Origin of the sequence: Corynebacterium sp. MSK158 (genome assembly GCF_030229085.1) — a bacterium.
Classification (GTDB): domain Bacteria; phylum Actinomycetota; class Actinomycetes; order Mycobacteriales; family Mycobacteriaceae; genus Corynebacterium.
This window is the reverse complement of the sequence record NZ_JASPHJ010000001.1, coordinates 125,038-141,518: the sequence shown is the minus strand read 5'-3', so window position 1 is coordinate 141,518 and position 16,481 is coordinate 125,038. Positions and strand designations below refer to the sequence as shown.

At 58.8% G+C, this 16,481-nt stretch carries 16 protein-coding genes; 11 read left to right on the top strand and 5 right to left on the bottom strand.

The window, feature by feature from the left end; all coding sequences use genetic code 11:
• Window positions 1-5: 5 nt before the first annotated feature.
• From QP915_RS00645 to QP915_RS00635, 3 genes are read left to right on the top strand one after another with little or no spacing between them, the layout of a single operon-like run.
• Window positions 6-314, top strand: a complete 309-nt coding sequence (locus tag QP915_RS00645; protein WP_005323373.1) for a thiamine-binding protein — start codon at window positions 6-8, stop codon at window positions 312-314.
• Window positions 315-1,241: a tetratricopeptide repeat protein gene (locus QP915_RS00640; protein WP_284767466.1), complete on the top strand. Its 927-nt coding sequence runs from the start codon at window positions 315-317 to the stop codon at window positions 1,239-1,241.
• Between the two features lie 20 nt (window positions 1,242-1,261).
• On the top strand, window positions 1,262-1,654 hold the full coding sequence (locus QP915_RS00635; protein WP_239228098.1) for an arsenate reductase/protein-tyrosine-phosphatase family protein: 393 nt from the start codon (window positions 1,262-1,264) through the stop codon (window positions 1,652-1,654).
• A gap of 4 nt (window positions 1,655-1,658) precedes the next feature.
• Here the strand turns inward: QP915_RS00635 and glgB are convergent, their stop codons facing one another.
• Window positions 1,659-3,776, bottom strand: coding sequence for a 1,4-alpha-glucan branching protein GlgB (gene glgB, locus QP915_RS00630; RefSeq protein WP_284767465.1), 2,118 nt, complete (start codon window positions 3,774-3,776; stop codon window positions 1,659-1,661).
• Between the two features lie 44 nt (window positions 3,777-3,820).
• Entirely contained in the window at window positions 3,821-5,830 is a 2,010-nt protein-coding gene (locus QP915_RS00625; RefSeq protein ID WP_284767464.1) for a maltotransferase domain-containing protein, read from the bottom strand.
• A 58-nt stretch (window positions 5,831-5,888) separates the two neighbouring features.
• On the opposite strand from QP915_RS00625, the gene QP915_RS00620 reads away from it, so the two are divergent.
• Genes QP915_RS00620 through QP915_RS00595 form a run of 6 tightly spaced genes read left to right on the top strand, consistent with a single transcriptional unit; the run spans window position 5,889 to window position 11,536 of the window.
• Window positions 5,889-6,710 (top strand): ABC transporter ATP-binding protein, encoded by an 822-nt coding sequence (locus QP915_RS00620; protein ID WP_239277977.1) that lies wholly within the window; start codon window positions 5,889-5,891, stop codon window positions 6,708-6,710.
• A complete protein-coding gene (locus QP915_RS00615; RefSeq protein WP_284767463.1) occupies window positions 6,707-7,534 on the top strand; it encodes an NUDIX hydrolase in 828 nt (275 codons plus the stop codon). The genes QP915_RS00620 and QP915_RS00615 overlap by 4 nt, the downstream gene beginning before the upstream one ends.
• On the top strand, window positions 7,531-8,664 hold the full coding sequence (locus QP915_RS00610; protein WP_284766267.1) for a THUMP-like domain-containing protein: 1,134 nt from the start codon (window positions 7,531-7,533) through the stop codon (window positions 8,662-8,664). Before QP915_RS00615 ends, QP915_RS00610 begins: the two co-directional genes overlap by 4 nt.
• A gap of 24 nt (window positions 8,665-8,688) precedes the next feature.
• Window positions 8,689-9,471 carry an electron transfer flavoprotein subunit beta/FixA family protein gene (locus QP915_RS00605; protein WP_225747081.1) on the top strand — a complete coding sequence of 261 codons (783 nt, stop codon included), beginning with the start codon at window positions 8,689-8,691 and terminating at the stop codon, window positions 9,469-9,471.
• An 8-nt stretch (window positions 9,472-9,479) separates the two neighbouring features.
• Window positions 9,480-10,421 carry an electron transfer flavoprotein subunit alpha/FixB family protein gene (locus tag QP915_RS00600; protein WP_284767462.1) on the top strand — a complete coding sequence of 314 codons (942 nt, stop codon included), beginning with the start codon at window positions 9,480-9,482 and terminating at the stop codon, window positions 10,419-10,421.
• Window positions 10,421-11,536 (top strand): cysteine desulfurase family protein, encoded by a 1,116-nt coding sequence (locus QP915_RS00595; protein WP_284767461.1) that lies wholly within the window; start codon window positions 10,421-10,423, stop codon window positions 11,534-11,536. The genes QP915_RS00600 and QP915_RS00595 overlap by 1 nt, the downstream gene beginning before the upstream one ends.
• Here QP915_RS00595 and QP915_RS00590 read toward each other — a convergent pair.
• Entirely contained in the window at window positions 11,533-12,702 is a 1,170-nt protein-coding gene (locus QP915_RS00590) for an HNH endonuclease signature motif containing protein (protein WP_284767459.1), read from the bottom strand. The genes QP915_RS00595 and QP915_RS00590 overlap by 4 nt on opposite strands.
• A gap of 208 nt (window positions 12,703-12,910) precedes the next feature.
• On the opposite strand from QP915_RS00590, the gene QP915_RS00585 reads away from it, so the two are divergent.
• Window positions 12,911-14,071 (top strand): glycoside hydrolase family 25 protein, encoded by a 1,161-nt coding sequence (locus QP915_RS00585; RefSeq protein ID WP_284767457.1) that lies wholly within the window; start codon window positions 12,911-12,913, stop codon window positions 14,069-14,071.
• Here the strand turns inward: QP915_RS00585 and QP915_RS00580 are convergent.
• Window positions 14,052-14,888, bottom strand: coding sequence for a spermidine synthase (locus QP915_RS00580; RefSeq protein ID WP_284767455.1), 837 nt, complete (start codon window positions 14,886-14,888; stop codon window positions 14,052-14,054). The genes QP915_RS00585 and QP915_RS00580 overlap by 20 nt on opposite strands.
• Before the next feature lie 94 nt (window positions 14,889-14,982).
• On the opposite strand from QP915_RS00580, the gene mnmA reads away from it, so the two are divergent.
• Window positions 14,983-16,068, top strand: coding sequence for a tRNA 2-thiouridine(34) synthase MnmA (gene mnmA, locus QP915_RS00575; RefSeq protein WP_284767453.1), 1,086 nt, complete (start codon window positions 14,983-14,985; stop codon window positions 16,066-16,068).
• On the opposite strand, the gene QP915_RS00570 is transcribed toward mnmA, so the two are convergent.
• Window positions 16,061-16,429: a PH domain-containing protein gene (locus QP915_RS00570; protein ID WP_284767452.1), complete on the bottom strand. Its 369-nt coding sequence runs from the start codon at window positions 16,427-16,429 to the stop codon at window positions 16,061-16,063. The genes mnmA and QP915_RS00570 overlap by 8 nt on opposite strands.
• Window positions 16,430-16,481: the final 52 nt, after the last annotated feature.

The following is a 16,481-nucleotide window of genomic DNA, read 5'->3' as shown; positions in this document are numbered from 1 at the left end:
CGGGCATGATTGTTGCATTTTCTGTAGCCCCTGCGGTGGTCAATAATGACTCCCAAGAAATGGCCGACGCCGTGTCCGAGGCCGTGCGCGTAGTCCGCGAATCCGGCCTGCCCAACGAGACCAATGCCATGTTCACCTTGCTAGAAGGCGAATGGGACGAGGTCTTTGACACGATTAAGAAGGCCACCGATGCAGTGCGTGCGGTATCCCCGCGCACTTCTTTGGTGGTCAAAGCCGATATTCGCGAAGGCGTAACTAATCAGCTAACGGACAAGGTAGATGCGGTTAACCGCCGCCTTGCAAAGGAGGACTAGATGACTTCACCAAATAATGCTTATGTAGGAGGAGCACTTGACCTCAGCCAGGTCAAGGCGCGAGCCGAGGCCCGGCAAAAGGCGCAGGAGTCGCCGCAGACAAGTGCCGGCGGCATCCAGCCCTTCTTCACAGTGACGGAGGCCAACTTCGACCAAGATGTGGTTCGCCGTTCTACAGAAGTTCCGGTCGTGGTTCTCATCGGTACTGCTCGCTCTACCCAGTCGGAGCAGTTGAAGACTGACCTTGCGGATTTGGCCGCGCAAGGAAACTTGAGCTTCTTGGTTGCTTACGTGGATGCGGATGCTACTCCGCAGGTTGCGCAGGCCTTTGGTGTTAAGAACCTGCCGACAGTCGTGGCCTTGGGTGCTGGGCAGCCACTGACCAATTTTGAGGGTGCGCAACCCAAAGACGCCCTAAAGCAATGGGTAGATACCTTGGTACAGAATGTGGGTCCACAGCTGAAGGGCCTGCAAGGCAATGAGGCATCGGAACAGCCCCAAGAGGAAGAAGAGGATCCGCGTCTCCAGGAAGCAGAAAGCTTCTTGAACGCCGGCGACTTTGATGGCGCTCTCAACGTCTACAACTCCATCTTGGAATCCGAGCCCGATAATGTGCAGATTAAGCAGGCGCGTGACACCACAGTCTTGCTCAAGCGCCTCGATCCTGCCAACCAGACCGAAGACCCGATTGCGGCCGCGGAAGGGGATAAAGGGGACGTCGATAAGCAAATGCGGGCTGCCGACGCCGAGGTGGTAGCTGGAGCCCCAGAAAAGGCCTTTGATCGCCTCATCGAGACGATGAAAACAACGGCCGGCGACGAGAAGTCCCGCGTGCGCGAGCGCCTGCTGGAGCTCTTTGGGCTCTTTGAAGGCAATGACCCGCGCGTGCTCGACGCCCGCACCAAGCTGGCGAGCGCCCTGTACTAGCTTGGGTAGCATGGGAAAGCATGACTTCAGTGCTTTTTCTTTGCAATACCAACCGAGGCAAGTCGCAAATGGCAGCAGCACTCGCCCTCAAACATGCACCAGATTGGGATATTTACTCTGCTGGCGTGCAAACTACCGATGAGCACGTCAAGCAGGGAATCAACAAAGAGGCGAAAGCTTCCCTGGCGAAGGTGGGAGTAGAGATGTCGGGTACGCCCACTCTCGTGGATCCCCAGATTGCCGCAACTGTTGACCACGTGGTGGTGGTAGGCGATGCGGATTACGATGGCCCAGCGCAACGGTGGGACATTGAGGATCCATCGCTACGCGGATTGGAAGGGGAAGAGCGCATGGACGCGCTGCGCGATGACATCGATGCCCGCGTGGCGGAGTTCGTGCGCGCGCAGCGGTAGCTCTTTAGCCTTCCAAGACATACCACTGCACGGAATTGGCCGGCAGATGCAGCGTCGTGGAGTTGTTCTCCACGTGGATGCGCTGGGGAAGTGGGTTCCCAGCGCCTTCGTAGACGGCGTCATCGGTGTTGAGCACCATCTGCCATTCGCCGTCGTGTGGAACCCAGAGGCCATAGTTGGGGATGGAAGAACCAGAAAGGTTGCACAGGGCGAGCAGCGCAGAGCCGTCTGCGCCGTAGCGGACGTAGCCGAGCACGTTATTATTCGAATCATCCGCCTTGACCCATTGGAAGCCGTCTTGGCTGAAATCCTGGCTCCACAGTGCTGGGGTATCGCGGTAGACGAGGTTGATATCCCGTACGAGACGCTTGATGCCCTGGTGCCATTCGCTACCCCAACCGTGGAGGTTACCCCAGTCCACGGAATGCCCCTCGGCCCACTCGGTAGTCTGGCCAAATTCCTGCCCCATGAAAAGCAGGTTCTTGCCGGGGTGGGAGAACATGTAGCCATAGAGGGCGCGGAGTCCGGCGGCCTTATTCCAGTCGTCGCCAGGCATGCGCTCCCACAGCGAGCCCTTGCCGTGCACAACTTCGTCGTGGCTAAACGGCAGTACGTAGCGCTCGGAGTAGGCATAGACCATGGAGAAGGTGAGCTCGCCGTGGTGATAGGAACGGTGAATGGGCTCGTGCTTGAAGTACTCCAAGGTGTCATTCATCCAGCCCATATTCCACTTCAGGGAAAAGCCCAGGCCGTTTTCAGAGGTGGGGGCGGTAACGCCCGGCCAGGAAGTGGATTCCTCTGCGATGGTGAGTACCCCTGGATGCGTGCGGTTGAGGGTGGCGTTGGTTTCCTGGAGGAATTGCACCGCCTCTAGGTTCTCGCGGCCACCATATTGGTTGGGCAGCCACTCATCGCGGGAATAGTCTAGGTAGAGCATGGAAGCCACGGCGTCTACGCGCAGGCCGTCGATGTGGAATTCTTCGGCCCAGTATAGGGCGTTGGCCACGAGGAAATTGCGGACCTCATTGCGGCCGAAGTCAAAGACATAGGTGCCCCAATCGGCCTGCTCGCCGCGGCGGGGATCGGGGTGCTCGTAGAGAGCCTGGCCGTCGAAGCGACCAAGGGCCCAATCATCCTTGGGGAAGTGTGCCGGCACCCAGTCCACGATGACGCCGATGCCATTCTCGTGCAGGGCATTGACCAGCTCTCGGAATTCATCCGGCGAGCCCCAGCGCGCAGAAGGCGAGTAATAGCCAGAGACTTGGTATCCCCAGGACCCGCCGAAGGGATGCTCGGCCACGGGCAAGAGCTCGACGTGGGTGAAACCGTGCTCCTTGAGGTATGGGATGAGCTCCTCGCGCAAGCGGTTGTAGTTGGCGCCAACCTTCCACGAGCCAACGTGGACCTCATAAATGCTCATGGGCACATCGAGGTTGCCGGTGCGCTTGTCCATCCAGGCGGAATCGGACCAGGCGAAGCTGGTGGAATCCACGATAGAGTCCGTCTCCGGCGGGCAGGCGGTGCGCTTGGCTAGGGGATCGGCCTTGTCCTTGCGGCCCTCGTGGCTAAAGATGGCAAACTTATAGTGCTCGCCAGCACCGATACCAGGAACAAAGACCTCCCATACGCCGGTAGAGCCGAGCGAACGCATCGGATACTGGGTGGGGTTCCAGCCACAGAAATCGCCCACAACGGCAACTCCCTGGGCATTGGGCGCCCATACGGCAAAGGAGACGCCGGACACGGTACCCATCTCAGTGTCATAAGAACGCAGGTTGGCGCCGAGGACATCCCAGAGACGCTCGTGGCGGCCTTCTCCAATCAGGTGCAGATCCAGCGAGCCCACCGTGGGAAGGAAGTGATAGCCGTCTGCCACGGTGCGCGTAGGGGCCTCCGGATAGGAGATTTCTAAGCGGTAATCGCAGTTATCGCCAATTTCCGCCTCCCAGATGTCATCGCCAACCAATTCCATGGACACGGTTTGCGTGGGAGTGTGCAGCTGGACCGCGGTAGCACCCGGTTGGCGGGTGCGGACAGTACCTTCGTGCCAGCCGTAGAAACCGTGCGGGTCATGGTGGCGGCAGTCATTGAGGCGAGCGAGGTCAGCGGCCGGGATAGTCATACAATCAGAGTACCTAGTTCGGGTGTGGTCCGGTGGGCGAATGTTTACGGGCGATAGTCGCTAACTACGCGCCAGGTGAGCTGTTCCTGGAGGGCGTGGTCGGCAGGGGGAAGGACGAAGACATGGGCGACGTCGCGAAGCGGCTCTAGGCGCACAAAGTTGCGCTCGGACCAGTGGTAGGCAGAGCCGGTAATCGTGTCCTGGACGGTATAGGACTCGCCGGGGTGGCGGCCGATAGCCTGCATATCTACCGTCACGGTGGCTTCCTGTGCATTGCGCGGATCCAGGTTGACCACGACGAGGACTACATTGCCGGAGGCTGGATCCGCCTTCGAATAGGCAATGATGGCTTCATTGTCGGTGTCATGGAACCGCAGGGTGCGCAGTTGCTGCAAAGCGGGATTATCGCGGCGGATCTGGTTGAGCAGCCGGATATAGGACTCAAGGGAATCTCCCGACGCAGCCGCCGCCGCAAAATCGCGCGGGCGCAGTTCGTACTTCTCAGAGTCGAGATATTCCTCAGAGCCTGGGGCTACCGGGGTGTGCTCGTAGAGTTCAAAGCCGGAGTACACACCCCATAGAGGCGACATGGTGGCGGCTAGGACCGCGCGAATGGCGAACATCGCACGCCCGCCAGTCTGCAGGGACTCGTGCAGGATATCCGGGGTATTAACAAAGAGGTTGGGGCGGCAGATATCTGCTTGGTCGACGTGCATCTGGCCAAATTGGGTGAGCTCGTGCTTGGAGGTCTGCCAGGTGAAATAGGTATAGGATTGGGAAAAACCCGCCTTCGCTAGACCGAAGAGGCGAGGCGCGCGGGTAAAGGCCTCGGCCAAGAAGATGACATCCGGATGGGTGGCATGCACGCGGGTAATCAGCCAGTTCCAAAAGTTTGCCGGCTTGGTGTGTGGGTTATCCACGCGGAATGTATTCACTCCGGCTTCCACCCAAATCATCAAGGTCTCATAGATCTCGTGGTAGATGGCATCAGGAGCGTTATCGAAGTTAAGTGGATAGATATCCTGATACTTCTTCGGTGGGTTCTCGGCGTAGGCGATGGTGCCATCTGGAAGGACGGTGAAAAATTCTGGGTGGCTGCTAGCCCACGGGTGATCGGGCGATGCCTGAAGAGCGAAATCGAGTGCTACCTCCAGGCCGAGTTCTTGGGCGCGGGAGACTAGTTTCTTGAAATCCTCCATGGTGCCCAAGTCCGGATGGGTGGTGGAGTGGTCTTGGATGGCCCAGGGGCTTCCCACATCGCCGGGCTCGGCAACGACCGAATTATTCTTTCCTTTGCGGTGTACCTTGCCGATGGGATGAATGGGCGGAAAATACACCGTATCGAAGCCCATATCGGCCACCCGCTCCAGTGCCTTGGCAGTGGTGTCAAAAGTGCCGTGGACTGGATTTCCCTCTTCATCCCAGCCTCCCGTGGAGCGGGGAAAAAGCTCGTACCACGAGTTATAGAGCGCGGCCCGGCGCTCCACATATACCTCGTGGATTGCGCCCTCTACCAGCAGGTCGCGCAGGGGATGCGAGTGCAGGATGCCTGCTACCTCTTCCGAGAGCGCTACCTGCACGCGCTTATCGACGTCCAAGGACTCATCCTCCAAATCCCGAGCAGCCACAAAGAGCGGTTCCACCACATCCGACGGGGTTTGCAGAGCCGCGCGAGAAAACAACTCTGCGCCATGCTGCAGGTCATTGGCAAGCTCAGCAGCCGATTGCCCAGCCGCCATCTTCTTGGTTACCGCGTTCTTCCACGTGGCGATGGGATCGGACCAGGCATCGACGCGGAAGTACCAGGTGCCTTGGGTGCCCGGGGTAAATACGCCGTGTACGCGATCCTGGTCATCGGGATCAACCTGCATAGTGACGGAGGAGGTAGCCGTGGTCCGTGCCGCCCACGCAGACAGGGTTGCCGAGACCGCGTCGTGGCCCTCGCGCCAGACTAGGGCGGTGACAGGAATTACCTCGCCTACAACGGCTTTGGAGGCTACAGAACCGGCGGAGATAAGCGGGCGGACATCGTCAATACCAAGGCGAGTAGTCATGCCCATAAGACTAATGCAGCTGTGTCAATTTCACCGGGCAAAGAACAAATCAGTCACAATGGAAGGCGTGAACGACGTAACTCCCACTGATCAAGATTGGCTCGTAGATTTTCGCGGCGTCGAACTGCGCCGCGGCGGCAAGACCCTCGTCGGACCCGTGGACTGGCAAGTAGAGCTCGATGAGCGCTGGGTCATCATTGGCCCCAATGGCGCGGGCAAGACCTCGCTGGTGCGCATGGCTGCGGCCGAAGAGTTCCCCTCGAAAGGCACCGCCTTTGTGATGGGAGAGCAAATCGGCAAAACCGACATGCGCGATCTGCGCGCGCTTATCGGCATCTCCTCCGCGGCGGTGCAATCGCGCATCCCGGACACTGAGCGGGTGGACGATCTAGTTGTCTCCGCAGGTTACGCTGTGTTGGGCCGCTGGCGCGAAGAATACCAGGACATGGATTTCTCCCGCGCGGATGACATCTTGGCGCAGGTTGGCGCCACCCACCTCAAAGAGCGCACCTGGGGAACCCTGTCTGAGGGAGAAAAGAAGCGCGTCGTTCTCGCTCGCGCTCTCATGTCTAACCCGGAGTTGCTCATCCTCGATGAGCCGTCCGCAGGCATGGACCTGGGAGGCCGCGAAGACCTCGTGGGCTACCTTGGCAATCTAGCCATGGACCCCGATGCCCCAGCGATAGTCATGATCACCCACCACGTGGAGGAGATTCCCTATGGCTTCACCCACGCCATGCTGTTGGATGAGGGTAAAGTTGTGGCAAAAGGACTGATTAATTCCGTCCTCACCTCCGAAAATCTGACTCGCGCCTTCCACCAGCCAATTCAGGTGGACCGCATTGGACAGCGATACTTCGCCCGCCGAGCTTCTCTATGACCAATCCTTTTCATGACCGTCTCGATGCCATTGACGCCAGCGATACCACCGGCTTCCACGGTGGGCGCCTGGCGGCAACCGTCCTGCTCCTGCGGGACGGCGCTGACGGTCTTGAAGTGTGGGTACAAGAGCGCGTCCACACCATGCACAACTACCCGGGGCATTCAGTCTTTCCCGGCGGCGGTGTAGACCCACGTGACTTTCCGCCGCGTTCCTGGGACTCGGGCGAGCTGTGGGCCGGAAAGTCTGTCATTTCCATGGCCCGCCGGATGGGCGTGACCAAGTACAAAGCCCACGCCCTCGTTTTCGCCGCTGCCCGCGAGCTCTTCGAAGAGGCCGGCACCCTTTTCGCCATCCGCGAGGACGGCATTGTCTCCAATGCGCGGCGTTATCACAAAGAGCGAAAACTCCTAGAAAACCACACCATTTCCTTTACCGAATTCCTTAGCAATAACGGAATGCGCGTCGACGCCGATATGCTCCTTCCTTGGGCGCGCTGGGTAGGAAAGGGGAAAAGCCATTGGTTCGACACCTTCTTCTTTGTTGGCGTGTTGCCCTCCGGCCAAGAACCCGATGGGGATACCGATGAAGCAGACGATGCCGGATGGTTCCCCCCGCAGCTCATCCTGGACGGCTGGCGCGCCGGGCTGGTGCGCCTTGCCATCCCCACGTGGGCACAGATGCAAAGGTTGAGCAAGTATTCCTCCGTCCAAGAGGTCCTAGATGATGCGTCCTTTTCGGACCTGCGCCCCGTCATTGGGGATCCACGCGAAGACCCCCGTTACCGCGAATTCTTTTCCACCACCCCTTTAGACCGAATATGAGTTATACCCCCGCAGAAGTCGACTTCCTTGCCGAACATCAAGAGGAAATAGCACACCTCGACCTCACCTTAACCAAGGCTTCTCGGCTCAAAGACACTGAAATCCTCAAAGCTAAGTTCGGTGAATATGGCCGCGCGGTCATGGAGCTGGTAACCGCCCGCAGTTCCGGCAAGCTCCCGCACGATTGGCTTATGGATGCAGACTCCGCCCAGCAAGCAACCCCCATTGAAGTGGCGGCGTATCGGACGAAATTCCTCGCCGAGCAGGGAGTGCGCAGCGTCCACGACGTCACCTGTTCCATCGGCACGGAAGGCTATAATTCTCCGCTCGACTATTGTGGCTCGGACCTGGATGAATCCCGGGTAAGAATGGCGAGGCATAACCTTTCTTCCGCCAAGATTTTCCGCGCGGATGCGCTGACGACTACTACCACTGCCGATGTTCTCCTTGCAGACCCGGCCCGCCGCGCCGGTGGCAGGCGAATCACGCGGCCGGAGGATTTGGTGCCACCGCTCCCGGAGGTCGTCGAAAAGCATCGCGATAAGGAACTGGCCATCAAGTGCGCGCCTGGCCTTGATTTCAGCGAGTGGGACGGCCTCGTCACCGTCGCGAGCGTCGATGGCGGGGTAAAAGAAGCCTGCCTTTATACCCCAGGCCTTGGCAGCGGCCGAAGAGCGGTAATGATTCGAGGAAACAAGCTGGATGTCCTCGATGACCACGCAGACGACCTACCCGATGCAGGAGGCATTGGCAGTTACCTCATCGACCCGGATGGGGCCATTGTGCGAGCGGGGTTGGTCCAGCACTACGCGGCCAGGGAAGGGTTGCATCAAATCGATCCGCGCATCGCATACCTGACAGGAGAGAGGATTCCGGAGGGAACTTCGGGATTTCCATTCATAGAAAAAGTACCCCTAAAGAGATTAAAATCCGTACTTAAATCCTATGACGCGGGAAGCCTAGAAATCCTTGTACGCGGGGTAGAGGTGGACCCTGACCAGCTACGGAAGAAGATGAAGCTGAAGGGAAAGAAACCATTTGCGGTCATCATTACGCGAATTGGCTCACAGGGAATCGCCTTGCTGTGTCAACCCCGAGTATCATCGTCCGAGGATAATTACGCAACATAAATATATCGGAAAGGTGAGTGCCCAATGCCAACTATTGTGGCTCTGGTCAAACACGTGCCGGATACGTGGTCTACCAAGTCTTTGAACGATGACCACACCCTGGATCGCACCTCCGTGGATAACGTCATTGATGAGGTTAATGAGTACTCCGTGGAACAAGCCCTGCGACTGCGCGACAATAACCCCGATGCGGGCTACAAAGTCGTAGCACTTACCATGGGGCCGGCCCAGGCCGACGAGGCACTGCGTAAGGCATTGGCCATGGGTGCCGACGATGCCGTGCTCGTCTCCGATGATTCCTTGGCCGGAGCGGACGCGCTATCGACCGCTTGGACCCTCAACGCCGCGCTCAATAAGCTTGACGACGTCCAGCTGATCACCGCCGGCACCGAGGCTTCCGATGCCTCCACCGGCCTGCTTGCCGGCCTTCTTGCCGAATACCGCCAGCTGCCGGCCCTTACCGGCTTGCACAAAGTAGAGCTAGCTGACGGCACCGTGCAGGGCACCCGCGATGACGCGCGCGGCACCTGGGAACTCGAGGCGCCACTGCCGGCGATCGTTACGGTGAACGATAAGAGTGACAAGCCACGATTCCCCAATTTCAAGGGCCTGATGGCAGCTAAGAAGGCAGAAATCACCACCTTCACCCTGGCTGACCTGGGCATCGAGGCCATCGCGCCGACGACCTCTGTCTCGGCCGCTGAGAAGCGCCCACCCCGCACCGCCGGCGAAGTTATTTCGGAGCCCAACCCGCAAGATGCAGCGAAGAAAATCGCTGATTTCCTGTCCGCAAAGAACTTGATTTAGGAGTAGATATGTCGCACGTTTACGTACTAGTTGAGCACGACGCGGACAACCTCCTTCCCGTTACCGGCGAGCTGATTACGGCCGCGCGGGAATTGGGTACGGTGTCCGCAGTGGTCGTCGGCAAGCAGGCCGATAAGTTCGATGCCGACCTTGCTGGCCTCGGTGCCGCACAGGTAGTTCAGGCAACGGCCGAGGATTATGACCAGCGTTTCCTTACCCCTGAGGTCGATGCCCTGCATGCGCTTGGCGCTGCGAACCCAGCGCCCATCGTGCTGGCCGCAACTCCGGCCAATAACGAGATTGCCGGCCGTCTCGCAGCTCGCCTCGCCTCTGGCGCACTGGTCAATGTCAATGGCATCGCCGCCGATGGCTCCGCCCAGATGAGCATTTTCGGTGGTTCCTATGAGACCACCTCTACCGCCGCTGGTCAGTGCCCGATCTACACCCTTCGCCCGGGTGCGGTTGAGGCTGCGCCACAGCAGGTGGAGGCACAGCCGGCGCCGATGCCGTTGCCGGCCGCCACGGCTAAAGACGTCAAGGTAACTTCCTTTACTCCGGCTCAGAAGTCCGCACGACCGGAAATTACCGAGGCCAAGGCAGTCGTCGCCGGCGGCCGTGGCGTGGGCGACGAGTTCGGGGCCGTCGTCGAGCCGCTTGCCGACGCCCTCGGGGCCGCAGTCGGCGCCACCCGCGACGCCGTCGATGAAGGCTTTTATGACGCCGCCTATCAGATCGGCCAGACCGGTGTTACCGTCTCGCCCGACCTCTACATCGGCTTGGGTATCTCTGGCGCTATCCAGCACACCTCTGGCATGCAGACTTCCGGCACCATTGTGGTGGTCAACCAAGACCAGGATGAGCCGTTCTTCCAGATCGCTGATCTCGGCGTCGTGGGCGACCTGCATGAAATCGCACCGGCCCTAACCGAGGAACTGAAGGCGCGCCAGTAATGCCGCACTACTTTGACTATGCCGCTACCCAGCCGATGCGCCAGAGCGCAATTGACGCGTGGGTGGCGGCGGCCGGCTCCCTCAATTCCGGCGCGCAGTATGGTTCTGGCCGCAAGGCTCGGTCCGTGCTGGATGATGCCCGCGAAAAGGTCGCTTCCCTCCTCGGTTGCGAGCCCATCGAAGTCATCTTTACTTCTTCTGGCACCGAAGCGGACAATATCGCCATCCAGGGGCTCTACGCGGCTGGGCAAACAAACCGCATTATCTCTACCGATATTGAGCACCCGGCCGTGCGCGATACCGTCTCTAAGCTGAAGAAAACCGGAGCGGCCGTCGATATCCTTCCCGTCGACCGTTCTGGGCACATCGCAGATCTGTCTGCCCTAGACACGCTTGCCGACGTCGCTACCTGCATGTGGGCCAACAACGAAACCGGCGCCATTCAGCCCATCGAAGAGATAGCCACACGTGCGAATGCGACAGGCACGCCCGTGCACGTCGACGCGGTCCAAGCCGTGGGCAAAGTTCCCATCAATTTTTCCGCTCTAGGGATCACCAGCCTCGCCGCCAGCGCCCACAAGTTCGGCGGCCCCCGCGGCATCGGTCTGCTTTTGGCCAAGCGCAGTCCTGCGCCCCAGCCGATTGCCTACGGCGGCGGCCAAGAACGGGGCATCCGCCCTGGCACCGTGGATGTCGCGAGCGCATCCGGTCTTGCTGCGGCGTTGGAGGAATCAGTCTCCGAGATCACTGCCCAGGGTGAGCGAATAGCTGCTCTCCGCAATAAGCTGCGCGACGGAATTCTCGCCACCATCGATGGCGTAGTGGTCAATTCCGCCGAGCCGTGCCTGCCTTCCCACCTGCACGTCTCTTTCCCCGGTGCTGACGGCGATAGCCTCATCATGCTGCTGGATTCCTTGCAGATCGAGGCTTCTACTGGCAGCGCTTGCAGCGCAGGCGTAAACCGCATGTCTCATGTCCTCGAGGCAATGGGCGTAAGTGAGGCGGAAGGAATCGGTTCCCTGCGCTTTACTCTCGGCAGGCTTACTTCGGAAGAGGACGTTGACTACGTCTTGGCTCATCTTCCGGAGATCATTTCCCGAGCCCGTTCCGTCTAGCTATCATTCCTTTCCTTCGCCGCTGCCCGCCGGGCGGCGATAGCTTGGCCCACCGTTAGCGCCCAGTTCTTGTTCTTGGGCGCTAACGGTCCTTGGGGCTCATCGTATTCCCAGTGGCCATTGTCAAAGAGCCACACTATGTCCCCAGTATGTGGATCCATGATGTAGAAAGCACCACCATCGGTCTTGATGTTGTGGTGGTGCTGGCAAAGCGATGCCAAGTTGCTTCCCGCCGTTTTCCCTCCCTGTGCATGGTCAATTCGGTGGTCCTTTTGGCAGTTTTCTGCGGGGCGATTACAACCTGGCCAGCGGCACACGCCATCGCGGCCTTCTACGTAGGCGCCAATGAGTGGGGGAGTAACGTAGCTTTCGCTCTCCATCCTTTTTGCAAGGTCCATATCCCGCGTCTGCGTGGGACGCAGACTGTCAGCGGTCTCAGGGCTTACCCATCCGAATCCCCGGATAAATGCGGGAGCAGCCTCCTGGTCGTGGGCTCGGTACATATGAAGAACCACTTTTGCCCGCGACTCAATTTCGCCCAGAATCAACTTGGCTAGGGCTTCAGCTTTGGTGAGATTATGCTCTTCGGCTGCCTTACTGACGTGTTCATCGATGGCTAGCATGGTAGCTTCATCGAATTCCGCTGCTAGCCCGGCCTTGCCGCCGAAACTGTGGTAGGTGAAATAGGAGTCGTTCCCTGCATCAGGCTCTGTATCTTCATTGGGGTGTGGGTCCTCAACAGCGATGAGGCCATTTAGTTTTCGCCGCAAATTCGTATTCGAAGGCAGTACTTGGCCGGGCTTCGTGGGGGTTAGGTAACGCGCAAGCTCTTGGTCTATCCGGTCGAGAATATCGGTCGGGATGTCGCCCAGCTTGCTAAGCACGGCGTCGATAGTAATAAGCCGAGAGAAATCCAGGAAGTAATAGGTTTCCTGGAGTGCCTTTGTGAGTGGTAGCTCTGTGAGTCGATATAGGGCCATTATTATGTCTCGCGTGCGCCGCTCGCTTAAACCGGTGCGGGTGGAAAGTGTGTGGCAAGATATATCGAAATCTTCTTCTAGTTCTGGCTTCGCCTCATTCCAGAATAGGTATTCTTGTTTTCTTATTTCTGTGGCTTTTACTGCTATCGGATCGTTGGGGTCATTGACTATGTAGTAGGTGTCCAAGATTAAATCCCCCGAATAGTAGAACTAGTGTGCGTAGTTTCATGGTGTTCATTTTAGGCTGTACCCTGCCGCTTCGCAAGAGTTATGAGCAAATATGTGTTCTAAAAGGTTGTATTCCCAGAAGGGGGAAACGGAAGTAAAGAAAAATATCTCAAGTGGTGCGTGTTAAAGATGTGGTGGGAGTGAAGGCGTTGCTAGACTCACGCGCATGACTTCAAAGAAGGCACTCCGAAAGAGCATTACTGCGGTAGTCACCGTGGCTGCACTAGCTGTAAGTGGAACCGCTGTTGCCCAGGCGGTGAACTTTGGTGCGCCAAAGGGCGTTGACGTGGCGGCGCACCAGCATCCGGGCGGCACGCCCATCGATTGGTCTAAAGTGCGGTCCGACGGCCAGTCCTTTGCATTTGTGAAAGCTAGCGAAGGTGGGGATTGGGTAAACCCACATTATGTAGAGGATATTCAGGCGGCTAATGCTGCTGGACTCAAGACTGGTGCGTACCACTATGCACGTCCGGCTGGCGATGCCAAGACTCAGGCGGCCAATTTTGCCGCGCAGATCGCCCTTGCCCCGGATCAGACGTTGCCTCCTGCACTTGATATCGAGGTGGCGGAAGGAAAGTCTGCGGCCCAGCTAGAGCAGTGGATTGAAGAATTTACTCGCGAGCTCAAGCGTCTTACCGGCCGCACGCCCATGATCTACACCTACAAGTACTTCTGGATGGGGCAGATGAATAACTCCCAGAAGTTCTCGGATATGCCACTGTGGCTTGCGGCTTATCAGGACCAGGCGCCTGAAGCGGTGGGCGGATGGAAGGAACTTTCCTTCTGGCAGCGTTCTGGTTCTGGCAAGGTAGCAGGCATTTCTACCGACGTCGACATGAACCTGTTTAATGGTTCCAAGCAGCAGCTGCAGTCTTTCAGTGACGGCAATTACGTCGACGTCGGCGGCGCGCTAGAGCAGCTGGTTGTCAGCGATGGGCTTGACTTGAGCTCCGATAGTACGCCGCTCATCGGCGCCATTTTGGCACTGGCGGCGGGGTTGATCGCGATTCCACAGCTTGCCGACGCCGCCGAAAAGTCCGGTCTCGATCCCCAAGCGGCGGAGGGCCTGGCTGGCTTCGTCAAGACCCTTAAGGACAAGGATGCCCTCCCAGTGGAGGACCTAGGCGATATGGCCAAGGGCAACTTCTCCGTCAGCGACCTAGCTATCCTGCTGGACAATGCCGGTCACGTGAACAACGTGAAATCTGGCAACGTCTCCGAGTCAGAGGTATCGGAAGCTAAGAATGCCGCCAAGAACGCCGGCGCTGACGTTCCCGATTTCGATGCGGGTCAGGTAGCCACGCTGCTTAATCGCGTGCTGCAGTAGCACCGGTGAAAAACGCGCGGGTCCAGGCCTCGTCTTTGTAATGGGCGGGCACGGCCCCGCCAAGGAGTGCTTTTGCCAGCTGGGCGGCTTCCATGGAGCCCTCGGCTGGCATTTCTGTATCTGAGGCCACCAGGATGATGTTCCCGTAGCGCCGGCCCTTGAGCATCGGTGGGTCCGCGATGACGGCGAGGTGGTCAAATACTTTATCTAGGCCCGCCAGCTCGCTCTTTGCCAGCTGTAGATCGGAATGGTCGCCGCAGTTGGCTACGTAGAGGCCACCCGGCGCCAGCGACTGCTTAGCAGCCTGAAAGAACTCCACGGTGGTGAGGTTGGCCGGTGTCTTGTCGCCGGCAAAGACATCGCGGATGATGATGTCGCGGCTGGACGGAAGGAACCCCTCGGTTTCTTTGCGGGCCTCGGCGGCACGGATTTTGACGGTGGGGGAACGGGGGACGTCGAAAAGCGTACGCACCAATTCGCCCAGCTTGGCGTCCAGCTCCACCACTGTGTGGCGGCTGCCCGGAAGCTTGCTGGCAAAATAGCGCGGAAGCGAGCATCCCGCGCCACCTAGGTGGGTGACGCGGAGCTTATTTGAGGGCCGAGTGTTGAGGTGCTCAACCGCGGACGCAATCCAGCGCATGTACTCAAACTCCAGCTCCTCCGGCTCACCTAGCATAATGTGGCTGCTCGGCACGCCATTAACGTTGAGAATATAGGCACCATCGCGGAACTCATCCGGCACCACCTCGGCCGTGCCGGTAGAAATGTTGTAGGTGCCGGTGATTCCCGGGTCGGTGGAAGCTCGCTTTCTGCCCATGTCACCCAAGCTTAGGGAATGGATTCGATTTAAGCCGCGTTGGGGCTAGGGAGTAGACTTTCGGGCCTGTAGTCAAGGTGAAATGGGGAGCACAATGCGAGTATTGGTTGCCATGTCCGGCGGCGTGGACTCATCGGTTGCCGCCGCCCGCGCAGTAGAAGCCGGCCACGAGGTGATTGGCGTTCACCTCGCGCTGCACAAAGACGCGCAGCAGACCAGGGAAAAGGCACGTGGTTGCTGCTCGTTGGAGGATTCGGCCGACGCCCGTCGCATCTGCGATAAGCTGGGCATCCCATTTTATGTGTGGGACTTTTCGGAAGAATTCAAAGAAGAGGTCATCACGGACTTCGTGGATTCCTACGCCCGCGGCGAGACGCCCAATCCCTGCTTGCGCTGCAACGAGAAGATTAAGTTCCGGGCGCTGCTGCAAAAGGGCATGGCGCTTGGCTTCGATGCGGTTGCGACGGGGCACTACGCCACCATCGATGAGGACGGCTATATGCGCCGGTCCTTGGACGAGAATAAGGATCAGTCTTATGTGCTCGGCGTGATCTCGGCCGAAGAGTTGAAGCATTGCTTTTTCCCCATCGGCGACACCCCTAAGCCACAGATCCGCGAAGAGGCAGCGGCGCATGGCTTTTCCACCGCGAAAAAGCCAGATTCCTACGACATCTGCTTTATTCCAGACGGTAATACGCAGGCCTTTTTGGGTGCCCGCATTGGGCTACGCCCCGGCATGATCGTGGATCAAGAGGGCACGGAGCTCAAGGAGCACGATGGCGCGTGGAACTACACCATCGGCCAGCGCAAGGGCCTGGACATCAAGGCGCCGGCTGCCGACGGCCGCCCCCGCTACGTCACCGATATTGATGCTGCTACCGGCACGGTTACCGTTGGCGCCCGCGAGGACTTGGCCGTAACCTCGATTCAGGCCGATCGCCTGAAGTACCTCCACCCAGGCATGGATGGGGATTTCGAGTGCGAGGTTCAGGTGCGTGCACACGGCTCCGTGGTGGCATGTACCGCCCACGTTGACCGCGAGGCGGACGAGATGCGCCTCGAACTCAAGGAGCCGCTATCCGGTGTCGCCCGCGGCCAAGCGGCGGTGCTGTATTTGCCTTCGCCGGACGAGCTGGGAGACATCGTCATCGGCTCCGGCACCATCTGCGGAACTAATTAAGCACGCAGTTGGCAATGAGCCGGTCTAGGGCACGGACATCGATATTGGGGCCAATGTTGATTTTGAATTCGCCGGCTCTAGTCCACAGTTGCAGCTCCGCATTGAGGTCAAGGAGCTTTCCCGCGTTTTCCGTGGACCACATGTTGATGGAGGAATAGGGCAGGGAATACATTTCTACCTTTTTGCCTGTCAGGCCTTGCGCATCGCGGATGATGAGGCGCTTGTTGGTAAATACGGCGGCATCGCGGACGGTCTTGAAGGCACAGACAGGATATTCCTGTTCAGCCAAGACGGTGGAAATGTCCTGAGGGATTTCGCACTCGTTGTAGAAGGTCCAGCCGGAGTATTTTTCCACGCCCATAGTAAGGTTCCTTTCCAAGTGATACGTCACGTATCGGGTAGATAGTTCTGAG

Bases quoted from the DNA above. Each gene is read 5' to 3' on its own strand.
- QP915_RS00620 (WP_239277977.1), top strand. From the start codon at position 5,889: ATGGAAGGCGTGAACGACGTAACTCCCACTGATCAAGATTGGCTCGTA.
- QP915_RS00600 (WP_284767462.1), top strand. From the start codon at position 9,480: ATGTCGCACGTTTACGTACTAGTTGAGCACGACGCGGACAACCTCCTT.
- glgB (WP_284767465.1), bottom strand. From the start codon at position 3,776: ATGACTATCCCGGCCGCTGACCTCGCTCGCCTCAATGACTGCCGCCAC.
- QP915_RS00585 (WP_284767457.1), top strand. From the start codon at position 12,911: ATGACTTCAAAGAAGGCACTCCGAAAGAGCATTACTGCGGTAGTCACC.
- QP915_RS00645 (WP_005323373.1), top strand. From the start codon at position 6: ATGATTGTTGCATTTTCTGTAGCCCCTGCGGTGGTCAATAATGACTCC.
- QP915_RS00625 (WP_284767464.1), bottom strand. From the start codon at position 5,830: ATGACTACTCGCCTTGGTATTGACGATGTCCGCCCGCTTATCTCCGCC.
- QP915_RS00595 (WP_284767461.1), top strand. From the start codon at position 10,421: ATGCCGCACTACTTTGACTATGCCGCTACCCAGCCGATGCGCCAGAGC.
- QP915_RS00615 (WP_284767463.1), top strand. From the start codon at position 6,707: ATGACCAATCCTTTTCATGACCGTCTCGATGCCATTGACGCCAGCGAT.
- QP915_RS00610 (WP_284766267.1), top strand. From the start codon at position 7,531: ATGAGTTATACCCCCGCAGAAGTCGACTTCCTTGCCGAACATCAAGAG.
- mnmA (WP_284767453.1), top strand. From the start codon at position 14,983: ATGCGAGTATTGGTTGCCATGTCCGGCGGCGTGGACTCATCGGTTGCC.
- QP915_RS00605 (WP_225747081.1), top strand. From the start codon at position 8,689: ATGCCAACTATTGTGGCTCTGGTCAAACACGTGCCGGATACGTGGTCT.
- QP915_RS00640 (WP_284767466.1), top strand. From the start codon at position 315: ATGACTTCACCAAATAATGCTTATGTAGGAGGAGCACTTGACCTCAGC.
- QP915_RS00570 (WP_284767452.1), bottom strand. From the start codon at position 16,429: ATGGGCGTGGAAAAATACTCCGGCTGGACCTTCTACAACGAGTGCGAA.
- QP915_RS00635 (WP_239228098.1), top strand. From the start codon at position 1,262: ATGACTTCAGTGCTTTTTCTTTGCAATACCAACCGAGGCAAGTCGCAA.
- QP915_RS00580 (WP_284767455.1), bottom strand. From the start codon at position 14,888: ATGGGCAGAAAGCGAGCTTCCACCGACCCGGGAATCACCGGCACCTAC.